The sequence below is a fragment of the Hyphomonas sp. UBA3195 genome, assembly GCF_002366485.1.
In the GTDB taxonomy this organism is placed as follows: Bacteria; Pseudomonadota; Alphaproteobacteria; order Caulobacterales; family Hyphomonadaceae; genus Hyphomonas.
In genome coordinates this window covers 43,132-64,281 of the sequence record NZ_DEXB01000019.1, presented here as the reverse complement: position 1 = coordinate 64,281, position 21,150 = coordinate 43,132, and the positions used below count along the sequence as shown (strand labels likewise).

23 protein-coding genes are annotated in these 21,150 nt (G+C 60.3%); 12 read left to right on the top strand and 11 right to left on the bottom strand.

All coding sequences use genetic code 11. From position 1 onward, the window contains the following. Positions 1-31 precede the first annotated feature (31 nt). A complete protein-coding gene (locus B2344_RS06620) occupies positions 32-838 on the top strand; it encodes an enoyl-CoA hydratase/isomerase family protein (RefSeq protein WP_206991952.1) in 807 nt (268 codons plus the stop codon). Between the two features lie 12 nt (positions 839-850). Here B2344_RS06620 and B2344_RS06615 read toward each other — a convergent pair whose 3' ends face one another. Together B2344_RS06615 and B2344_RS06610 are read right to left on the bottom strand one after the other, a co-directional pair. After that, positions 851-1,252, bottom strand: a complete 402-nt coding sequence (locus tag B2344_RS06615) for a globin (protein WP_290484875.1) — start codon at positions 1,250-1,252, stop codon at positions 851-853. Positions 1,253-1,271: 19 nt separating this feature from the next. After that, positions 1,272-2,129 carry a hypothetical protein gene (locus tag B2344_RS06610; RefSeq protein WP_206991950.1) on the bottom strand — a complete coding sequence of 286 codons (858 nt, stop codon included), beginning with the start codon at positions 2,127-2,129 and terminating at the stop codon, positions 1,272-1,274. A 76-nt stretch (positions 2,130-2,205) separates the two neighbouring features. Between B2344_RS06610 and tsaD the strand changes: the two genes are divergently transcribed. Beyond that, entirely contained in the window at positions 2,206-3,315 is a 1,110-nt protein-coding gene (gene tsaD, locus B2344_RS06605) for a tRNA (adenosine(37)-N6)-threonylcarbamoyltransferase complex transferase subunit TsaD (protein WP_290502185.1), read from the top strand. Positions 3,316-3,541: 226 nt separating this feature from the next. On the opposite strand, the gene B2344_RS06600 is transcribed toward tsaD, so the two are convergent. Beyond that, positions 3,542-4,162 (bottom strand): TetR/AcrR family transcriptional regulator, encoded by a 621-nt coding sequence (locus B2344_RS06600; RefSeq protein WP_206991948.1) that lies wholly within the window; start codon positions 4,160-4,162, stop codon positions 3,542-3,544. 137 nt (positions 4,163-4,299) lie between these two features. Here B2344_RS06600 and B2344_RS06595 point away from each other — a divergent pair, with 137 nt between their 5' ends. Together B2344_RS06595 and B2344_RS06590 are read left to right on the top strand one after the other, a co-directional pair. Then, positions 4,300-4,596 carry a YciI family protein gene (locus B2344_RS06595; protein ID WP_290482557.1) on the top strand — a complete coding sequence of 99 codons (297 nt, stop codon included), beginning with the start codon at positions 4,300-4,302 and terminating at the stop codon, positions 4,594-4,596. Then, on the top strand, positions 4,593-5,273 hold the full coding sequence (locus B2344_RS06590; protein WP_290482558.1) for a glutathione S-transferase family protein: 681 nt from the start codon (positions 4,593-4,595) through the stop codon (positions 5,271-5,273). The genes B2344_RS06595 and B2344_RS06590 overlap by 4 nt, the downstream gene beginning before the upstream one ends. Here the strand turns inward: B2344_RS06590 and B2344_RS06585 are convergent. From B2344_RS06585 to B2344_RS06560, 6 genes are all read right to left on the bottom strand, one after another. Further along, positions 5,257-6,081, bottom strand: a complete 825-nt coding sequence (locus tag B2344_RS06585) for a sulfotransferase family protein (RefSeq protein WP_206991945.1) — start codon at positions 6,079-6,081, stop codon at positions 5,257-5,259. The two genes, B2344_RS06590 and B2344_RS06585, sit on opposite strands and share 17 nt — an antisense overlap. Before the next feature lie 60 nt (positions 6,082-6,141). Then, complete coding sequence (locus B2344_RS06580) at positions 6,142-6,681, bottom strand: hypothetical protein (RefSeq protein WP_290482559.1); 540 nt, start codon at positions 6,679-6,681, stop codon at positions 6,142-6,144. Between the two features lie 47 nt (positions 6,682-6,728). Continuing rightward, positions 6,729-8,885 carry a PQQ-dependent dehydrogenase, methanol/ethanol family gene (locus B2344_RS06575; RefSeq protein ID WP_290484873.1) on the bottom strand — a complete coding sequence of 719 codons (2,157 nt, stop codon included), beginning with the start codon at positions 8,883-8,885 and terminating at the stop codon, positions 6,729-6,731. 100 nt (positions 8,886-8,985) lie between these two features. Then, complete coding sequence (pyrF, locus tag B2344_RS06570) at positions 8,986-9,885, bottom strand: orotidine-5'-phosphate decarboxylase (protein WP_206991943.1); 900 nt, start codon at positions 9,883-9,885, stop codon at positions 8,986-8,988. Next, positions 9,882-10,703: a S1 family peptidase gene (locus B2344_RS06565; RefSeq protein ID WP_034817667.1), complete on the bottom strand. Its 822-nt coding sequence runs from the start codon at positions 10,701-10,703 to the stop codon at positions 9,882-9,884. Before B2344_RS06565 ends, pyrF begins: the two co-directional genes overlap by 4 nt. A gap of 19 nt (positions 10,704-10,722) precedes the next feature. Beyond that, on the bottom strand, positions 10,723-11,154 hold the full coding sequence (locus tag B2344_RS06560; protein ID WP_206991942.1) for a DUF350 domain-containing protein: 432 nt from the start codon (positions 11,152-11,154) through the stop codon (positions 10,723-10,725). Positions 11,155-11,247: 93 nt separating this feature from the next. On the opposite strand from B2344_RS06560, the gene B2344_RS06555 reads away from it, so the two are divergent. Genes B2344_RS06555 through B2344_RS06535 form a run of 5 tightly spaced genes read left to right on the top strand, consistent with a single transcriptional unit; the run spans position 11,248 to position 13,942 of the window. Then, on the top strand, positions 11,248-12,030 hold the full coding sequence (locus tag B2344_RS06555; protein WP_206991941.1) for a 3-hydroxybutyrate dehydrogenase: 783 nt from the start codon (positions 11,248-11,250) through the stop codon (positions 12,028-12,030). Positions 12,031-12,083: 53 nt separating this feature from the next. Beyond that, positions 12,084-12,440 (top strand): hypothetical protein, encoded by a 357-nt coding sequence (locus B2344_RS06550; protein ID WP_290482562.1) that lies wholly within the window; start codon positions 12,084-12,086, stop codon positions 12,438-12,440. Between the two features lie 47 nt (positions 12,441-12,487). Continuing rightward, positions 12,488-13,135 (top strand): hypothetical protein, encoded by a 648-nt coding sequence (locus B2344_RS06545; RefSeq protein ID WP_290484872.1) that lies wholly within the window; start codon positions 12,488-12,490, stop codon positions 13,133-13,135. 19 nt (positions 13,136-13,154) lie between these two features. Next, positions 13,155-13,559 (top strand): heavy-metal-associated domain-containing protein, encoded by a 405-nt coding sequence (locus B2344_RS06540; protein WP_290480417.1) that lies wholly within the window; start codon positions 13,155-13,157, stop codon positions 13,557-13,559. Then, positions 13,556-13,942: a hypothetical protein gene (locus B2344_RS06535; protein ID WP_206991937.1), complete on the top strand. Its 387-nt coding sequence runs from the start codon at positions 13,556-13,558 to the stop codon at positions 13,940-13,942. Before B2344_RS06540 ends, B2344_RS06535 begins: the two co-directional genes overlap by 4 nt. Positions 13,943-13,981: 39 nt before the next feature. Here B2344_RS06535 and B2344_RS06530 read toward each other — a convergent pair whose 3' ends face one another. Next, positions 13,982-14,623, bottom strand: coding sequence for an SCO family protein (locus tag B2344_RS06530; protein ID WP_290482563.1), 642 nt, complete (start codon positions 14,621-14,623; stop codon positions 13,982-13,984). Positions 14,624-14,685: 62 nt separating this feature from the next. On the opposite strand from B2344_RS06530, the gene B2344_RS06525 reads away from it, so the two are divergent. From B2344_RS06525 to B2344_RS06515, 3 genes are all read left to right on the top strand, one after another. Beyond that, positions 14,686-16,056, top strand: a complete 1,371-nt coding sequence (locus tag B2344_RS06525; protein ID WP_290484871.1) for an ActS/PrrB/RegB family redox-sensitive histidine kinase — start codon at positions 14,686-14,688, stop codon at positions 16,054-16,056. Positions 16,057-16,103: 47 nt separating this feature from the next. Continuing rightward, the gene (locus B2344_RS06520) at positions 16,104-16,676 is read left to right on the top strand and encodes an ActR/PrrA/RegA family redox response regulator transcription factor (RefSeq protein WP_051608054.1); all 573 of its coding nucleotides are present in this window, start codon (positions 16,104-16,106) and stop codon (positions 16,674-16,676) included. A 109-nt stretch (positions 16,677-16,785) separates the two neighbouring features. Then, on the top strand, positions 16,786-19,026 hold the full coding sequence (locus B2344_RS06515; RefSeq protein WP_290484870.1) for a TonB-dependent receptor: 2,241 nt from the start codon (positions 16,786-16,788) through the stop codon (positions 19,024-19,026). A gap of 3 nt (positions 19,027-19,029) precedes the next feature. Here B2344_RS06515 and B2344_RS06510 read toward each other — a convergent pair whose 3' ends face one another. Next, a complete protein-coding gene (locus B2344_RS06510) occupies positions 19,030-21,084 on the bottom strand; it encodes an ArnT family glycosyltransferase (RefSeq protein WP_290484869.1) in 2,055 nt (684 codons plus the stop codon). Positions 21,085-21,150: the final 66 nt, after the last annotated feature.

The following is a 21,150-nucleotide window of genomic DNA, read 5'->3' as shown; positions in this document are numbered from 1 at the left end:
CGCTCGCCTCAAAACAAGAGGGAGACACGCCATGCCGGACACAGAAACCAAGACTGCCGAAATTCTCTATGAGGTCGCAGACCATGTCGCGACCATCACCCTGAACGCGCCGGAGCGGTTGAACACGATTTCCGGCCCGATGCTGGATGAGTTGTGCAAGGCCTTGCTGAAGGCAGATGCCGATACGGATGTGCGTTGCGTCATCCTGACCGGGGCGGGCCGGGCCTTCTGCGCGGGTTTGAACCTGGAAAGTGCCACCAAGGGCGAAGGCATCGGATCCGGCGCTGTGGCCAGCGCCACGCTGGATCTGCGCAACACGCCGCCGACCGTATTGTTCAATATGGACACGCCAACCATCTGCGCCATCAATGGCGGCGCGGCAGGCTATGGCATGGACACGGCGCTCGGCTGTGACATCCGCATCATGTCGGACAAGGCCAAGATGGCGGCAGCCTTCACCAAGCGCGGCATCCTGCCGGAATCCGGCGGCACCTGGTTCCTGCCGCGCATGCTTGGCTGGGAGAAGGCCTGCGAACTGATCTTCACCGGCCGCACCCTGACCGCCGAAGAATGCCTGGCCGAGCAATTGTGCGCAAAAGTGGTGCCGCATGATACGCTGATGGACGAAGCACGCGCCTTGGCCGCCGAGATCGCCGCGAACGCGCCACTGGCCGTACAGGCCTCAAAACGCCTGATGCGGATGGGCCTGTCGGAGCCTTTCACCGAACATGTCCATCACGTCTTCCTGCAATTGCTGCCGCTGCTGAAAACGGAAGACGCGCGTGAAGGCATGATGGCGTTTCTTGAGAAGCGCCCGGCGGAATTCAAGGGGCGTTAGCCCCGGCCAGTGTCAGGCTGGCGTGAACCCCATTCGCGCAATCTCGGCCAGCATCTCCGCCCATGCGGTTTCCATGGCGAGCGTCCACTCCCCTGCCAGCGCTTCCCGGCAAGTGTCGCGGATGGCTGTGAACATGTCATCCAGTTGGGATTCCGGCACGCCATACCCCTGGTGCGACAGGCGGGCAGACTGAAGTTCAAAGCGCGGCAATCGACTGCCCTCGGTAAGACCGATGATGCAGTCGAAGCAGGTTGTCAGCATGGAACCGCGCACGCCACCATCCGTGTCCATCGCGAACAGGTCTTCAAATTCGGGATGCTGTGCGAAGAGGCGCCGATAGATCAATGGCGCGGGATCAGCGCAAATCTCTCCGAAGCGTTCAAGCGAAAGCATGATGGGTTCAGATGCGGCCATTCCTTACCCTACCGGCGGCTCAGCCCCCGCGCAATCGCAGGACGAGGCGACGCGTGGCACGCTGGCTCATCTTGCGGTGTCGGGCAATCCGCTTTGCAAGATTCTGGCGTTCCTCGCGGGTGCGACCAAGATCATAGAGCTGCGCCGCAAAGCCCAGCGCAGCCTGCTGGTCGCTGTTCGGTCGGCGGGCGGCGCCCTCCTCCTCCGCCCAGCGGCCCGGATGAAAGCTGGCGGTCACTTTGGGCTGATCATTGCCGAGATAATGGAGGAAGGCTGCAGGCGCGGAAACATTTCGAATGATCGCATCCGGAATGAAGTGCAGCCAGTCCTGATGCTGTTGCCAGCGCCAGGTGTTGGGGGAATTCTTTGTACGCACGCGCAGCCCGATGATGCGTAGGCGGCGCTGAACGGCGGTCCAGTCTTGTCCTTCCCGCTCGGCTTGCAGTTTCATGAGGCGGATCAGGCCCTCCATCGTTCGACCGGAGGCAACAAAGTCGACCAGGGCAATGGGGCGCGAACCGGTGGCGATCGCCTTGGGGCCGAGACCTTCGGCGGTGAGATACTCGAACAGACCCTGCAATGCCGGTTCCGGCAATTGATCGACCGCGCTGGCATTGCGCAGAGAGTACTGGATGAGGTGAAGCCGCGGCGTGTCGCGCAGCCCTTCGAAACAGCCAGACAGATAATCATACAGGTTTTCGGGCGTCCTCCCGATAAAGGCGAGGTCTGACCGGTTCGCATGCGCCAGAATGCGGGCAGCCGTGGATCGCAGGGATTCAAGGAACATGTCGTTCAATGAGCGCGTCTCGGTCGCGCCTGTAATCAGGCCGCCCAATTGCTCGCGCTGTGCGATGTTCCATCGAAACGGTTTCGCCAAACTTCTGCCTCCCGGTCTTTTCCTTCGACTATAGGGCCTGCGGGCTGCGCTTTCCAAATCCGTTCTGGGGTCCTACATGCAGCGGATGAGCAAGACGCTGACAGTTCTGGGCATCGAGACAAGCTGTGACGAGACGGCCGCGGCTGTGCTGCGCCTGACCGATGGCCGGGCAGAGCTGGTCTCGGACGTGATTCGCACGCAACTGGAAGAACACGCGCCCTATCTGGGTGTGGTACCGGAAATCGCTGCGCGCGCACACGCCGAACTGGCTGATTTGACCGTGAAAGCCGCGATGCATGAAGCAGGCATTTCCTATTCAGCGCTTGACGCCGTCGCCGCAACCTCTGGCCCGGGCCTGATCGGTGGCGTGCTGGTGGGCATGATGACCGGCAAGGCTATCGCGCAGGCGGCCGGAAAGCCCTTCATCGCGGTCAACCATCTGGAAGGGCACGCGCTCAGCCCTCGGCTCGGCAATGATTGCCCGTTCCCCTATTCGCTGTTGCTTGTTTCGGGCGGGCATTGCCAATTCCTGGAAGTGCGCGGCCTCGGAAATTATCGCCGGCTCGGCTCGACGATTGATGATGCGGTGGGCGAAGCCTTCGACAAGACAGCCAAGACGCTGGGGCTCGGCTTTCCCGGCGGGCCTGCGGTCGAGCGCCTCGCAGAGGGGGGCAATCCAGAGGCTTTTGCCCTGCCCCGCCCGCTGCTGAACAGGCCGGGTCTCGATATGAGCTTTGCAGGGCTGAAGACGGCTGTTGCGCGCGCCGCGGCCGAAGACGAGATGAATGAGGACCGGATGAAGGATCTCTGCGCGAGTTTCCAGACGGCGGTGACCGATATTCTCGCCACAAAGGCCGCACTGGCGCTTGAGGCGTTTGATCCGGGTGAGGATGGCACGAAACGGTTCGTCGTGGCGGGCGGCGTCGCGGCCAACAAGGCCATCCGTGCCGCACTGGACGACGTGGCCAAAGGCGCAGGTGCGCGCCTGATTGCGCCGCCGCTGAGACATTGTACGGATAATGCCGCCATGATCGCGCTGGCCGGAGCGGAAAGATTGGCGGCGGGCCTCGTCAAAGGCGAGGCCGGGGACCTTGGCACCGGGGCGAGACCCCGCTGGCCGCTCGATGAAGCGGCGGCGCAATCAGCGCCCGTCTATGGCACGGGCCGCCGGGGCGCCAAGGCCTGATCAGGCCGCATTCTAAACCGCGAATTCAGCAAGCGAATAGGTCGCCGCAAGGATGGCGATGGCCATAGGAAGCGCCGCAAGCAAGGCGGCCAGGGACTGGCGAGCTTCGGTCTTGGACAATGTCATTGATTTGGTCTTTCAGCATTTACCGACAGCGACCATCGCTGCCGTTGACTGCCATATAGCAATCATCTGAACATTTATCAATGAACAAAAACGAAATTATTCAGAATTTATCTATCTGACGCTCCGGAACGACCGCGCCAGCTGACAATCCAGCCAGAACCAGGTCCATCACACCCGCCAGTTCACGCTTCAATTTCGGCAATGTCAGGTGCGAGAACATCTGGGGAAAGCGAAACTTCATCATCGATGCCTGAATCATTTCCGCCGTCTCTTCCTTTCGGTCGAGCGGACGAAACTCACCGGCCTCAATGCCGTTCTCGAGAATCTGAACCAGATAGACCCGCTCCTGGGCCAGCTGTTCATTCATGAACAGAGGCCGCTCATCTGCCAGCGTCTCGGCAAGCTCGACCAGCTTGTCCTTTTCTTCCAGTGCCTCATAGGTACGCACCATGCTGAACTCAAAAAACTGGCGCAGACGATCTGCCGCCGTGATTGGCTTCCGACAGATGCTGGCATAAGTCTGGTAGAGTTCTGAATTGAACTTGCGACCGATGGCTTCGGCAATATCGAGTTTGGACGCGAAGAAGCGGTAGATATTGCCCGCAGACATGTTGCAGTCCTTGGCAATCTCCGACATCGTCGTCTTGGAATAGCCGTAGTGAACGATGCGTTCCATCGCGGCTTCCAAGATCTGTTGGCGGGTGTCTGTTGTATCGTTCATGGCGCCACCATACTCCCTGTTACTGAAGGATCAATGATTCATTCAGCCCATTTGTTCCACTATTGCGGACTCTGGGCAGGTTGCAGGCAGTGTGCAATAGGAACAGGAAATCTTGCCTTCATTCGGAGTCGTTCGTCATGCGCATTTTCTGTTTTCACAATCTGGACAATGAAACCAATGGTGCCGAGTTGCGCGCCGCGACCCGGTCGGCCCATCTGGAATGGGCTGCAGGATTGGGGGACCAGCTACGCATGGCCGGGCCGCTGCTGTCCGAGGATGGCGCGATGATCGGGTCTGTCTTCCTGGTCGAGGCCGATGACCTGGCTTCGGCCAAGGCATTGGCCGAGCAGGACCCGTATAACAAGGCAGGAGTGTTCGACCGCGTGGACGTGCGCGAAACGAAATGGCTGATCGGGCAAGGAAAGCGCGCATGAGACAGCTGGTCCTTGGAAATCTGAACTATTCCAGCTGGTCGATCAGGCCATTGCTTGCCGCGCGGCGCGTGGGCCTGCCGGTGGAAGAAGTGATCGTGCCGCTCGACTTTCCCGACACATCGGCAAAACTGAAAGAGATCAGCCCGACAGCAAAAGTGCCACTGTTGATCTGGGACGATGTCACGGTCTGGGAAAGCCTTGCGATCACGGAATGGATCGCCGATTGGGCGCCGACTGGAGAGGTCTGGCCAGAAGATGCCGCCAAGCGGGCGATTGCCCGCGCGGTGACCTCCGAAATGCATGCGGGTTTCCCCGCCCTGCGCAAGGCCTGTCCGATGGATATTCGCGGCCGGGAAACCACGCCGGAAATGACCGAAGGTCTTGAGGCTGACATTGCCCGCATCCAGACCATGTGGGACCAGATGCGCACTGAACATGGCGATGGCGGCCCTTACCTGTTCGGCAAATGGAGCGCTGCGGATGCGTTCTACACGCCGGTTGTGACGCGGTTCCGCACCTATGGCCTGCCCCTGACAGGGGCCGCGGCCGAATATTCGACGGCCATCCTTGAAGACCCGGTCTTCCTTGAACTGGAGAAACAGGCAGAAGCCGAACCGTGGTGGATCAAATACACCGCCGACGGACGCTCAAGCGGCTATCTCAAGCCGGAAGGCTGAACAGGTCATAATCCAAATCATGCCGGAACAGCGTCCGGATATGATCTGTGTAGATATCCAGTGCTTCGCCTGTGAAGAGTTCCGTAAGCGGTGTCTTGCGGTTCTGCAGCACATTAGGCTCCGCATCCGGATCGATCTTCTGCGCCATGGCGTCCTTCGTGCCTGCCGCGAGCGCTACATTGATGGCATCGGCACTGAGCCCGAGAGACCAATGCTTCGAGACCGCTTCCAATGCGGCGCGGGGGTCTTTCTGGGTCCGCTCATACTGGATCAGCTGGATCGAGTCGCCATGACGCGCACGAATATCACCCCAACGGTTCCAGAAGCGCGCGAGCCAGTAGAGATCGCAGCGATACTTCGATCCGCCCGGATCGCCCTTCAGATAGGTCAACCAGTCAACCTTGATGTCGTATTCCCATTTGGCGTGGTGACTGGCCAGGATCGCCATCGGGTGCCGTACAGCCAGCACATATGGCGGCAGGCTGGCGAGGCTGCGGGCCCAGCCCCATTCGGCCAGATGGTGGGGGATCGTGTGACTGAACGCCAGGCGCGGCAGTTCCGGAAAGGTCTCATCGTCCTTCGGCCAACCGATATAGGGGCGCACCGCATTCTCCGAAAAGTATTGCGGGTGAGGAATGCCATGGGTTTCCGCCAGCGCCACTGCCAGCATGTATTTCAGCCAGTGCGTACCGGAATTCTTGGAGGTAACGAGCAGGCCATCAAACCGGCCATGACGCAGGACTGAAAAATTCGTCCAGGACTCATTGAGAACCTTGGCGCGGTATTCGCTGGGAAGTGACTTTGACATGGCCAAATTCCCTATTGTGCCAGGGCGAAAGGCGCAACTGTTCTTGAGCGGTTGGAAGACTCAGGTCTTGAGGCCTGCCTTGTCCCGGAACACTTGCAGGAGGGCCAGTTGTTCGCGCGTCGGCACGCCTTCCGCCTCGGACACCGCCACCAGCATCGCGTCGAGATCGACAATTTCCTTTGGGCCAAGCTGCGGGGAACTGACGATCAATTCGCTCAGCTTGCGCATGGCGCGCTGGGGATCCGGCGCGGAATTGGTGACCCAAGCCGCATGGGCGGACAATTCATCAGCCTCAGCCTGGGTGAAGCTGAAATTCTGCATCATCTCATCATCTATGATGCGCGCCTGTCGTTCGGTCAGAGGCCCTTCCCGGCCACGGGCAACTTCCATCATCATGACGGCGGCGGCTTCGCGCGGGTCTTCGATCAGGCCGATGCCATTGCGGCCTGCCTTGTATTTGAAGGCAAAGCGGCGAGGCGTATTCGTAAGCGTGCGCGCCGCATCCATCGCCACTTTCGCGCCGCGGCGGGCCATCTGGATACGCCACGACCAGATGCCGATCGTTGTCAGGATACCCAGAATGAGGATGACTATATGCATCCGGCGTATGTAGCGCGGCCCGGCAGGCCGCGCTACTCACAATTCGATCATTCGCCCCCGGAGCCAGCCGGGACAGCGGCATGGGCCTGCGCCAGCACATAGGCGCGGATCGACTCCACCTGATCCGGCGTCAGATGATCTGCGAACGAGACCATGCCATTGGCGGCGAGGTTTCCGTCGATCACCACACCTTTCCACGCCATTTCGTTGCCACTGATCGCCGACCAGCGCAGGTCCGGCAGAACGCCTGAGCTGACCGCCAGCGGACCGTGGCAGACGGTACAGTTACGGGCATAGTGAACCGATCCCTCGGCGATCATAGTCTCGTCCCCGAACGAGTCGGCTTTCGGGGTCTTGTCGATCATCGGGAAATCCGGGTCGGCGATTTCGCCCGTGCCGCCCAGCTTGAAGGTGACGACCTTGCCGACTGTAGAGGGCACGGTCTCGTCATAGGCGAAGCCTGCAGAGAGACCAAAGGCACTGCCCCAACCAGTCGTAATCGTGACGTATTGCTCACCATCGATCATGTAGGTGCCGGGGCCGGACGCGCCGCCGGATTTGAGTTCATGATTCCAGAGCCTGTCGCCCGTTTCGGCATCATAGGCGACGAAATCGCCATTCAGCTTGCCCTGGAAAACCAGACCGCCTGCCGTGGACAGCACGCCGCCATTCCAGGCATTGCCATGTTCCACCGACCAGCGCGCTTCGCGGGCAATGGGATCCCATGCGATCAAGCGTCCCTTGAGGGTTGAGCGCAGGAATTTGGCGACTTCCGGCGGCGCGATCGGCGGGACGCCAGCAGAGAAGTCTGCGCCCGTATTCCAGCCGACAGGCTGGGTCTCGAAGCGCGGATCGCGAGCATAGGCCTGCGGAATTTCCTGCGCTGGAATATAGGCGAGGTTCAAATCCGGATTGAAGGCCATCGGATGCCAGTTGTGTGCACCGAGGGGGCCTGGCAGCTGCTCGTAAGGGACGGCGCCATACCGTGCATCGGCGATTTCAATCGGACGACCGTTTTCGTCGAGGCCCTCTGCCCAGTTCATCGGCACGAACGCATCGCCGGAGATGAACTCGCCGGATTCCGCGTCCAGTACGTAGAAGAAGCCATTCTTCGGAGCCTGCATCGCGACACGGCGCGCTTCACCATCTTCGCCAACAGGCAAGTCTGCCAGAATGATGGTCTGCGTGGCTGTATAGTCCCAATTGTCGCCGGGTGTGGTCTGGAAATGCCACTTGTACGCACCGGTTTCGGCATCCACCGCAACGATGGAGGACAGGAAGAGATTGTCGCCACCGGACGGATCACGGAATTCCCGGTTCCACGGCGAACCATTGCCGACCCCGAAGATGATCTGGTCGTTGACCTCATCATAGACGATGGAGTCCCAGACAGTTCCACCGCCACCATCGGTGACCCAGGCACCTTCATCGCCCCAGGTGACATTGCCGATTTCTTCAAAGGCTGCATCCGAGATTTCGCCGTCTGGCTGTTTCTCCGGGTTCGGAACAGTGTAGAACCGCCAGACCTTGTCTCCGGTATTGGCATCATAAGCCGAAAGATAACCGCGCACACCGAGCTCGGCACCGCCATTGCCAATCAACACTTTGCCATTCACCACACGCGGCGCACCGGTGATCGTATAGGGCTTGGACTGATCAACGGTGACCTTGCTCCAGACAACTTCGCCCGTTTCGGCATCAAGCGCTTCGAGCCGCCCATCAATCACGCCTACGAAGACCTTGCCGTCATAAACAGCCACGCCACGGTTTACGACATCGCAACAGGCTTTCACGCCGACGGCGCGGTCCACATCCGGATCGTAAACCCACAATTCCTCACCCGTCTTGGCATCAAGCGCATAGACCAGCGACCAGGCAGAGGTGACGTACATCACGCCGTCCACGACAATCGGCGTCGATTCCACGCCGCGATTGGTGGCAAGGTCATAAGTCCACGCGACGCCCAGGTCTGCGACGGTTTCCTTGTTCACATCTATCAGGCTCGAATGGCGCTGCTCGTCATAAGTCCCACCATATGTCAGCCATTCGTCAGCTGCGCTCGCGGTACTTATCCGGTTCGTGTCGACCGCCGCAAAGGCTTCCGGTTCCGAAAGTGTCTCAGTGTCTGCTGTTTTTGCCTGCCCGCAGGCGGCAAGGATTGCGAAGGATGCTCCCGCAATCAAGGTGGACTGCCAGTTCGCCATGGCCGTTTCACTCCCCTGTCTGTTTCCTCAAAACGGTCTTACGCCGCGCTCAGAGGAAAGAGTAGATGAGGCAGGCCGATTGTCGAGGCCTGTCTTAAGGTCAGCCCGACGCTACAGGCACGCGTCCGGCATGCATGGAGAGATCGGTCTGAGCAGCTTCAATGGCGGCCACAATAAGCGCGTGCCAGTCGGCTTGGCTTTCTACGGTGTCTGATCCGGCCGGGAATGTGACGGAACGCGATGCATTCACGACGCCGCCTTCGAGGCGATTTGAAACCGCCTTGAATCCCGCAAGCGCATCTTCGGCCCCGCCGCCCTGCGCGCCATAGCCCGGCACCAGAAACAGCGCGTCCGGCGCGAGCTGTCGCAATTGGCGGGCCTCATCCGGGCCCGTCGCGCCCGCCACCAGCATCAGGCTGGACCATTCGCCCGCCCCCTTCAGGCGCTGGATCGCCGGGGCGAGCGCCTCAACGACGCGTGCATAGAGTGGGGCGCCCTCAAGATCTTTCGCCTGAAAATCGGCTGAGCCGGGATTCGACGTGCGCGCGAGCACGACGACCCCCTTGCCGTTTGCCTCGGCCTCTTCGAGGAAGGGCTCCAACGTATCGAGGCCCATATAAGGGTTTACCGTCACGGCATCGGAGGGGAACGGCGCCGCTTCTGACAAGTATGCGGCTGCATAGCCTCTGGCTGTTGTCCCGATGTCGCCGCGCTTGGCATCCGCGAGAACAAGAAGGCCCGCCTCTCTTGAAGCTTCGCAGACGCGTTGCAATGCGCGCATTCCGTCAGGCCCGTGCCGCTCAAACAGGCCGACTTGCGGCTTGACCACGCAGGCGCGTCCGGCCGCCGCCGCCACGACTGCTTCGCCCCAAGCGGCCACCCCTTCGGGCGTGTCCCCGCCGAACAGGTCCGGGATACGGCCAGGATGCGGGTCGATACCCACGCAGAGTGGGCCCAACTGGCGCGCGCCAGCGATGAGGCGAGAGGCAAAGCTGGTCATGGGGTGACCCGGCAGGCCACTTTCACGACCTGAAGACGGCGGCGGGCATTGTCTGACATCGGGCCGTAAGTCTCCTCGGCAAAAATCTCGGTCGGGCCATCCTCGCGTTCCACGCTCAGGCTGGTCAGGAAGGCATCTATAGATGTCGGCGCAGCCGTATAGATACGCCCGCGCCGCGGGCTCTCGGCCACGATCACGCCGCGCACAGTTCCCCCCGCATCAAAGACCGGTCCGCCAGAAATTCCCCCCAACGAACCGTTCAAGCCACGCGTCCGGCCAATCTCGGCCCAGGCAAGAATAGGTTCAGCGCCTTCCCGGCGCCCGCGCGTGATGAGTTTCGAGCGGGACATGAGTTTCGTGGCCACTTCTCCCGGTCGTCCCTGAGGGTAGCCAACATGATAACCATGCGTGCCGATGCGAAGCGGAGATACGAGATCAAGTTTTACCGAGTTGGGGCTGCGACCTGTTGAAAGAAGGGCAAGGTCATGATCCGGATCAACGACGATGCTGTCGACCGGCACATATTGCCCGGGCGCCACCAGCAGGCCGACAGAGTTGCAACCGTCCACGACATGCCGGGCCGTGATCCACTGACCATTCTTGTTCACGGCAAAAGCAGTGCCGATCCCGTCCTTGGGCTCGCTGACCTGGACAAGCACCTGTTCGTCCAATGGCGACGGCGGCGGCAGGGTCGGACCTTCGGATTCCAGGACGGTTGGCGGCGGCTCAGGTGCGTCAGCTTTTGGATCCTGCGAAAACATGGTCCAGACGACGACGCCCAGAACCAATGCATAGATCACCCAGTCAAACGAACGCATCACTGCCTGAGTACCTCCGTTAGAACCTCTGCAGGACCGGGTCCCAGAGACCCGCTGCAATGATCAGGGCTGATGCCAGCTTTGCCGCAACAAGGACGACGGCTGCGCCAGCCTCCTCCTTTTCGATCCGTTTGGGAATATCGGTGAGCAAGACATCGACGAGACGGTAGACGAGGAGCTGGATCAGGAGTGAGACGACACCCCAGATGGCCAAGTCTATCAGGGTGACACTGGAGGCCAGACAGGAGGCAATGGGGATCGCAAGACCAACAATGGCCCCGGCCAATGCAAATCCTGCGGCCGAATTGCCTTCCTTTACGAGCGCCAGCTCCTTCCACGGGGTCAGCAGCACGTATATGGTGCTGGCGATGGCAAGCATCGCGCCAGCCGCTGCTGTCCACAACAGAAAGCGTGGGAATGCCTCGACAAAGGCAAGAGTTTCACCGCCCATAAACGCTCACTATTTCCTCTAATATCAATCGGCTCTATCAGAGCCAGACCTATTCCTACCCATAGCACGCCACAGCCTCAAGGAGACATATTCATGATCAAGGGGAAAACCGCCCTCGTTACCGGCTCCACCAGCGGGATCGGGAAGGCTATTGCAGACCGTCTTGCACAGGAAGGCTGCAATGTCGTGCTGAACGGATTTGGCGACGCCGATGAGATCAAGGCCCTGCAGGCTGAAATGGGAAAGGAACACGGCGTACAGATCGGCTATTCAGGCGCTGACCTGACCAATCCGGACGCGATTGAAGAGATGATGGCCTATGTGACAACCGATTTTGGCGGTACCGATATTCTGGTCAACAATGCCGGCACGCAATTTGTGTCACCCCTCGAAGAATTCCCAGTGGCCAAATGGGATCTGATCATGGCGCTGAACTTGTCAGCTGCCTTTCACACGACCCGGATGGCGATTGGACCCATGAAAGAAAAAGGCTGGGGCCGCATCATCAATACCGGCAGCGCCCACGCCAAGGTCGCCTCCCCGTTCAAATCAGCCTATGTCGCGGCCAAGCATGGGCTTTCCGGCCTGACCAAGGTGACGGCTCTGGAGGGTGCGGAACACGGCGTACGGTGCAATCTGGTCTGTCCCGGCTATGTCCACACGCCGCTGGTCGATGGCCAGATCGACGATACGGCAAAGGCGCGCGGCATGACGCGTGATGAAGTTGTGAAAAACGTGCTGCTCGCCGCACAGCCAACCAAGGAATTCGTGACTGCCGAGCAGATTGGCGGCTTCGTTGCCTTCCTCTGCTCGCCGGATGCTGACCAGATCAATGGTGCCGACCTCTCCATGGACGGCGGCTGGGTGGCACAATAGCTCACTGAAAGGTCATTTGACGGCGCAGCTATCGTGCGAGATAGAAAACGACGATGTTCCAAAGGATCGCCCTTCTTTGCCTCAGCCTGTTGCTGATCGCATCCGGTACGGCAAGCGCCGCGCAGGACAGCTGTCCTGCATCGGATGCGGGCCAGATGACGCATGTGATGCCTGCAATGAATGGGGATTGCGACATGGGGATGGGGTCCATGGACCACTCCCAGCCAAAAGATCAGGACGGGCCATCGCACGATACGGCTTGTTGCTGTCCGGCCATCGTTGCGGCGCTGCCGAGTGCTGCTGCCCCTGAAGGCCATAGCGACCTTTACCCGCCCCTGTTCAACATTCCTCTGGATGCGACGCCAATCTCGGTCGCATCCGTTCCGGAGCCGCCTCCTCCCCGGGCCTGATGATCCTCTCATAATCTCAGGATCAACCCGGAACAAAGGAGAAGGCCTTGTCCTTCCTTTCCCGCGCCGCGCCTTTCGCGGCCTGTCTAACATGGGCGGCGCTCGCTCCCATGGCAGAGGCCCGTCCCGTCTCCTACCCAGGCGGCTGGACGGTCATGCAGATGAACAATGGGGATTCCTCCTCACTGCATGCACACTATTCACCCACCGCATCGGACTCGATCGGGTTCTATGCAGAGCGTAACTGGGCCGAAGACGTCCAGTTCACCGGCCTACAATACAACCGGCTGCTGAAACGCTGGAACGGCCCTTCAAGCCAGGCGAACACCTATTTGAAATTGGGTGTGGGTCAGGCCGATCCGTTCGGGAGTGAGTCTCCTGAACTGTCCGGTTTTGCCGCTTTCGCCGCGGACTGGGAGACCCGCCGCTGGTTCACCTCCTATGAGGCAAAAGCCACCGACTATGCCGGCAACAAGAGCGTGCGCCATAGCGGCCGCGTCGGCGTTGCCCCGTATATCGGCGACTATGGCGACCTTCACACATGGTTGATGCTGCAGGTGGATAACCACCCCGAAAGCAATGAGCCCGTTACCACAACCCCCCTCGTCCGGTTCTTCAAGGGCGTCCAGATGGTCGAGCTCGGCTACACGCTGGAAACCGAAGAGCTGCTCGCGAACTGGATCGTCCGGTTCTGACTTTCAAAGGATACTACTCATGAAACTGATTAAACCCGCTTTCGCGTCCCTCGCTTTTTGCCTGCTCGCCGCTCCGGCACTGGCTGATGAAACGATGGATCATTCCAAGATGGACCATTCCAAGATGGATCATTCGGCGCATGCCGACATGGTCGCTGAACCCAATACCGATGCCGACCCGGCCGCTTCAGCCCAGACCGTCACCGCCAAGGTGAACGGCCTCGTCTGCGATTTTTGCGCACAGGCCGTCCGCAAGGTGTTCAAGAAGCAGGACGCCGTCGAAAGCGTCAATGTCGACCTGGACAATGGCGAAATCGTCCTTGGCCTGAAGGCTGGCGCGACGATGGATGATCAAACGATCGAAAAGCTGATCCGCAAGTCCGGTTATTCGCTCGTCAGCATCGACCGTGGTGGCGACGCATGAGCGAAGACGTAAAATCTCCCAGCACCCTGCCTGCCTTCCTGTCGCTGTTCACTTCAACCGGAACACTGATCTGCTGCGCCCTACCGGCCCTGCTGGTCAGCATCGGCGCCGGCGCGGTGATGGCAGGCCTGATCGAGGCCGTGCCGCAGATCACCTGGCTCGGCAAGAACAAGGGTCTCGTGTTCGGCATCGCAGCGTTGATGATCGCGTTGGCTGGGGCCTGGCAATGGCATGCAAGGTCGCTGCCCTGTCCAATTGACCCGGTGAAGGCACGGGCGTGTACGCGCGCGCGCCAGCTCAGTTGGGTCGTCTGGTGGGTCAGCGTTGTCGCATTTCTGGTTGGCGGGTTCTTCGCCTTCTTCGCGGCAAGCCTGTTCATCTAAGAGGTTCAGGGCCCGGCTGGAAAAGTCGGGCCCTTCAGCCTAGTCCTGCAGGATCTCTTCGAGACAGGCCGAGATGGTTTCAGCCGTGTCTTCATGCGTGAAGAAGGTCTTCAACTGCCAGTTCTCATCCATCAGATAGAGCAGCGACGTATGGTCCATTGTGTATTCGGACTGGCTTTCAGATTGCTCTACGCGAGAAAAGTCCGACAGGAACTCATCCGCGGCCGCGCGAACTTCCTCTGGCGTGCCCGTCAGGCCGACGAGGTTTTTCGGAAAGCGCGGCGCCTTCACATAGCTAGCCAGAACTTCGGGCGTGTCCCGTTCCGGATCCACCGAAATGAGCAATGTCTGCGGCGGCTCAACACTTTCGGGCAGCTGCTCATAGGCGCGCTCCACATTGACGAGCGTCATCGGGCAGACGTCCGGGCAATAGGTGAACCCGAAATAGATCAGCGTCGGACGACCTTTGAAATCGGCTTCCGTCACGCGCGCCCCGGAATCGGAGACGAGTGAGATCGGCCCGCCAATCTCCGGATAGGCACGGCTGAGGCAACTGGCCTGCGCACCTCCGGACTTTACCGCTCCGGCGGAGTCTTTCTCCGGCGCGCTGGCGGGAGAGCAGGCGGCCAATACGGCGGAGGCGAGCAGGGCGGATGACGTTGCAATCGATCTGAGCATCATAGGGGGGATATGCGCCGCAAGCGGCGCTTGGCGCAAGCGTCACGCTGCCGCATAAGGCGCTAATGGATGATTTGGCCCGCGACGGACACATAGATCTCGACGATGCGATCTTCACCCTTCCCCCAGAAGGGTTGGGTTCGGCGCAATCCGCCCTCGGGCGCACGCGCCTGCGCACGTTCATCACGCTGCGCTGGCTGGCCGTGGCCGGGCAAACGGCAGCGGTATTGTTCGTGGCGTTCGGACTTGGCTTCGACATGCCGCTTGCGCTCTGCCTGTCGATCATTGCGGCATCGGCCTGGCTGAACGTGTTCCTGTCTTTTGCCTTCCAGAGCCAGCGCCTGACGCGCGGGTGGGAGGCGACCCTGCAATTGGCATTCGATACGGTACAATTGGCTGCGCTGATCGCCGCGACGGGTGGACTGTCAAACCCGTTCCTGTTGCTTCTGGTTGCCCCCGTAACTGTTGCTGCGCTCAGTCTCAGCTCGTTCAGGGCCTCCCTTATCGCTTTGCTTGCCTTGGTATTGGCGGCCCTGATGCCGCTTATTCACATGCCCCTGCCCTGGGGTGTGGCGAACTCTTCGATTGCGCTGCCGCCTCTGTTCCAGCTTGGCCAGTTCGCAGCCCTTGCTGTCGGTGTGGTCTTCTTTGCCTTGTCAGCGGCGCGGGTCAGTCAGGATGAGGCCCGGCTCGTGCGCGCGCTCGATGCAGCGGGGGTCGTCATGGCGCGCGAGCAACGCCTGTCCGCGCTCGGTGCAATGTCTGCAATGACCACACATGAGTTGGGAACCCCGCTTGCCACGATCCATCTCGTCGCGAAGGAATTGCAGGCGGATCTCGACCCCGAGGATCCGCGCGCCGAGGACATTATCCTGATTGCCGAACAGGCCGACCGGTGCCGCGCGATCCTCGCCACGATCCGTGAAGCGCGCGAAGCAACCGACATCGTGCATGCGCGAATCCCGCTGGATGCGCTGGTGGCCGAGGCCGCTGCGCCCTTCAAGGGGTTGGGCGTGGATCTGACCGTCCGGGCGGAACCTGCTGAAGATGGCACACCACGTGCGCCGACCCTGAAACGCAGCCCGGAAGTTTTGCACGCGCTGGGTGCCTTCATCGAAAATGCGGTGAGTTTCGCCGATACGCGCGTGAACGTCGTGGCGACTTGGACTGCAGACCAGATCATGATCACAATCAGCGATGACGGCCCCGGCTTTGCCGCCGAAGTGCTGCCGAAACTGGGCGAGCCCTATGTCTCGCAACGCGGCGAGGCGCATCTGGGCGGGGGTGACATGGGGCTTGGATTCTTCATCGCAAAAACGCTTATTGAGCGCACCGGCGGCCGCATCGCGACCCGAAACAGGACCCCGCCGAAAAAGGGCGCGGTCGTCCAGACTCTATGGCCCCTTGGCATTTTGCAGGCGCCTGACTTGGATTAATGACCGGTTCAGACCTATATGACGGTTGTTACATCAAGGAAAAGCCAATGGAACGGCCCATCACTGTGAATTTGCACGAGAGCCTCAAGGATGTTGAGGATCGCTCATGTCTCGTAATGGACGATGATGGTCCGTTTGTGCAACGCATGGCCCGCGCGCTCGCCCAGCGCGGTTTCGTAGTCTCTGCCGTCTCGACCGTGTCCGAAGGCAAGGATATTGCCCGCCTGAACCCACCGGCCTTTGCCGTTCTGGACCTGCGCCTGGAAGATGGCAGCGGGCTGGATGTGGTGGAAGTACTGCACAAGCACCGCCCGGATGCCCGCGCTGTTATCCTGACCGGGTATGGCGCCATTGCGACAGCCGTCGCCGCTGTCAAAGCTGGCGCTGTGGACTATTTGTCGAAGCCTGCAGATGTGGAAGACATCATTCGCGCGCTCGCCGCATCACCTGACGAAAAGCCCGCTCCGCCAGAAAATCCAATGTCGGCCGACCGGGTTCGCTGGGAGCATATTCAGCGCGTCTATGAGCTGTGCAATCACAACGTTTCGGAAACCGCGCGCCGCCTGAACATGCACCGCCGGACGCTGCAACGCATCCTTGCAAAACGCGCCCCGCGCTAAACCTGTATCCTGTAATAGTGTTGCCAGAATACGTCGCTTTGGCTGACGCAGCCTCGGCATCAGCTAAATGCAGTTGCGTCGCATTCTGAACGGCTGGTAATCGCCGCTCATGAAAAAATTTCAGTGCTCAGTCGCCCCGCTCGCCCTCCTCGCTTTTGCCCTCCCAGCCGCGGCCCAGTCCGATGACCCGGTGAACCGGCTGGACACGATCGTCACCACCGCCACCCCGAGCGCCACGCCTCTGACAGACATTCCGATGTCCGTCAGCGTGATTGATACCAGGGATCTGTCGCTGGCGGATGCTTATGTCAGTGCCGAGGACATGACTGACCTGCTGACCGGGGTTGAGGCCGCTGTCGCAAACGGTACGCAGGTCGCCTTCCAGATTCGCGGCATCGGCGCGGTTGACCATCAGGCCCTGACGCCCACCGCCGCTGCGGTCTATTCCGATGGCGTCTATCTGGCGACCAACGTCCAGACGGGCCTGATGCTGTATGATCTTGCCCGTGTGGAAGTTCTGAAAGGCCCGCAAGGCACGCTGTATGGCCGCAACGCGTCCGGGGGCGCGATCAATTTCATCTCCGCGAAACCTGGCGAGGACCAGCGCCGGTATGTTCGGGCGGGCTATGGCAACCTGAATCGCGCTGACCTGGATGGCGCCTATGGGGAGCACTACGATAATGGCTTCAGCTATCGCCTCGCCGGGCGGTACCTGTCGCGCGACGCCGCACTCGACAATGTTGCCGGCCCGGAAGATGCGGGCGGTGTGCGGGATGAATTCGGTTTGCGCCTCGGCCTCAATTGGGACAAGGCGTTTGGTGGGTCCCTGCTCGTGCGCACGCACTATGAGGAAGACAATGGCGTCAATGCCGCGCCGCGCAATGATACGCTTGACCTTAACGACCATGAGATCGCGGTGGGCCGTGACGGCGTTCAGGATACCGACAATGAATTCTATGGCGTCTCGGCCCAATATGAGCGCGCTGTCGGGCGGTGGACGCTGACATCTCTCACGGCCTTCGAGGGGTACAATCAGGATTACGGGTTTGATTTTGACGGGGCTGTCGCCCTGTTCGACAATCCGAACTTCAACGCCAACCTCGCCTATATCCGCGACTTCCGGCAGTTCTCGCAGGAATTCCGCCTGCAGACAGACTGGGACGGCGCCAGCACCATGATCGGTGTATCGGGATCGCTGGAAGATTTCAGCCAGACCTATACGATCTGGTGCGGCGACCTGGATGCCGACACGCTGCTCGGCACCTGTCCTTATGTCGGCGCCGCCAGCCGGGCAGGGCCAACCCCGACCTCAGATGCACGCGCGATGACTCTGGTCACAGATATCAGGCAGGACCGTTCGGCTCTGGCCGCCTTCACCTATAATGAATTCGACCTCTCTGATCGGTTGACCGCTACACTCGGCGCGCGGGTAACGCATGAGCGGATTGAGGGTCAGGGAAGCGGCCGTCACATCTTTGAGGATGGCACGATTGGCTTCAATAATGTCGGGGGTCTCGGCCTGGCGGCAGGCGCGAACGAGATCGAAGAGACGCGGCTTTCGGGCAACGCGGCCCTCTCCTACGAACTCGGCCAAGGCAACGCTTATGTCTCGGTTTCCAACAGCTACAAATCGGGCGGCTTCAATGGCGAAGTCCAGAATAACGCCACTCATTTCGCTGATGCGGGCTTGTTCGACGCAGAGACCGTCACAGCCTATGAGGTCGGCTACAAGAGCCGACCAGACGATACGTTCACTTACAGCATCGCTGCATTTCTTCAGGATTATCAAGACCCGCAGGCGCGCATCTTCGTGAACTTCGCCTTGCCCGACGGTTCAAGCATTACGTCCAACTCGCTGTCCAATCTCGATGAAGCGACATCCTACGGGGTGGAAGTCGATTTGGCATGGCAGGCTACGGAGCAACTTTCGCTGGATGGTGGCTTGACGCTTCTGGAAACCGAGATTGATCAGTCGTCCGACATTGGCGGAAATGCCGACACATTTGACGGCAACCCCCTCCCCTTCGCACCAGATGTCTCCGCCACCCTCGGCGGACGCTACGAGTTCGCGGTTACGGAAACGATCGAGGCCAGCCTCGCCGCACACGCCAAGTATCGCGGTGATTACTATCTCGACCCAGAGGGCCTGGACAGCCGCATGCAGGACGGCTTCACGACCCTGCAGGCAGAGGCGAACTTCGTGTTTACAGATACCGGTCTCAGCTTGACCGTATGGGGACGGAACTTGACCGATGAAGACTATGCCGTCTCAGGCTATGGCTTTATCGGGTATGACACATTCCGTTCCGACCCGCGCACCTATGGCGTGCGGATCGGCTACGAGTTCTAGAAATCAACCTGGGCAGTCGCCATAATCGAAGCGGAGGACCCGGAAATTGACCGGGTCCCCGTTCGAATAATTCAACGCATAGTAAGGCTCGGTCTCGGTGACACAGAGGCGCATCTGGTCGGCCTGAGCGCGCAAATGGCGGATCTCGTCTTCGATCGGCGGCTCGGCCTTGCGATCCTCGAAATTGACGAGATAGACAACCGGATAAGCGGACGGGTCTTGAGGCAGGTCGAGCGGGGTTTCCGGCGGGTGGAGATTCTGCGTGCCAAGGGTCAGCACATAGGAGGGCTCGGCATAGCCAAGCGCCAGGATGCGTTCCGGCGGCTGCCAGTCACACGCCTCGCCCGGCACACCGCAGACATCCTCCAGCGCCAACCGCGCCGTTTCGGTCGGCTGCACCCAGACCTGGCTCGGCAGCATGAAGATGCGGATATGCCAGCCGATTGCGACGGCCGCATAGATGGCGAACATGGCAGCATTGCACTCATGGCGCCGACTGAACTCGATGATGGCAACTCCACAAAGGCCAAAGCCGATCCACCAGAACCAAAGTGGGAACGCCCGATAATCCGCCCATGATGCGAGCACGTCTTCGGGAAAGGCTGTCGAGAAATCGCCCGCCGTTTCCGCCATGAAATAGGTTGTCACACCGGGGAATGAGGCGGCAAGTAAGAGGATCGCCCCCAACGCGAACAGGATCAGGGACGCCCATCGCGTGACGGGCCACAATTCCCCTTCCATCATTTTAGCCGCTGCATAGCCTGCGAGCAGTCCGAAGGCAGGATAGGCCGGAAGGATGTAGTGACTGAGTAGGGTCGGCATCAGTTCGAAGAAGGCATAGGTCAGGACCGCCCAGGCCACAAGCATGCGGACCGCGCGCGTCTCGTCAGGTATGATCGCTTCTCCGACCGGATGCTTCGCCATCCATGTGTCGCGCCCCGACACCCACCAGAAATAGGCGAGCAAGACTGCTGGCCATGCTGGCAGCGGCTTGAGGGTGGCAATTGTGTTCAGCGCTTGTGCTGCCAGTCCCGTTCCTGCCGGGCGCGGCAGGAAGGGCAGCAGATAACTCAAGATCAACAAGACCGCGAACAATGCCGCGCCCACCAACAAAACGTGCTTCAGCCATGCCGCGCCTTGCGGCTTGATGGGCTTCAACGTCTTCCACGCCGCCACAAAGCCGGGAATGATGAACAGGGTCGCCGGGAAGAACCAGGCCGGAATATGGGTAAGATGGTAGAATGGCCAGCCACCATGCCCCTCAGAGGCGCCGGTGAACTTGTCTTTCAGATCCTTGCCGACCGCGCCCTTGATGTATTGCCCATCAGTCGCAGCCTGAATCCAGAGAAACCAGGGCAGCACCATTGCCACGAAAATCGCTGGCCCCGGCCACCAGAGCAAAACGCGCCACCAGTCGCCTCCCTTACCATCTGTCGCCTTGGCCCAAACCCATGCCCCGATCCCGGCATAGGCGGCCACCATCGGCGTCACTGGCCCCTTGATCAGGAAGCTGGTGCCCATGCAAAACCAGAAGAGCAGCGCCATCTTTTTCGACTGGTCACGGCGCATATAAAGGCGCGCAAGCGCACCTATGCTGAGCGTTGTCAGGAAAACGAGCATTCCGTCTGTTTTCGAGATGTGCGCTTCCGATGTCAGAAGGAGCGTCGCGCCGAACAGGGCTGAGCCGACAAAGCTGGCCCTTCGCCCAACCAGGACCAGTCCGGCCCAGAAACAGGCAAGCGTTCCGAAGGCGGCCCCCAACCAGCTCGGCACGCGATAGGTCCAGATCTGCTTTGCCTCGGGCCCCGTAAACACTGCCGTCGAGGCGGCCTGCAGCCAGTGAATGCCTGCCGGCTTCTTGTTGCGGAGCTCATCCTGATACTGGATGCGGATATAATCCTGCTCCTCCAGCATTTCCTTCGAGGCCTGCGCAAACCGGCTCTCATCCCTGTCGAGGGCAGGCAAATTGAACACGCCGGGCGCAGCAGCGCCGAATGTGAGGATGAACAGGACGAACCAGGGTTTCCAGCCGGTGGAAAGTCGATCAAGCAAAGTCATGATTGCCATTTACCTTGTTCATGTCCGCGCGTCTTCAGGGTTTTGCGCTGAGATTCCTAGCGTGAC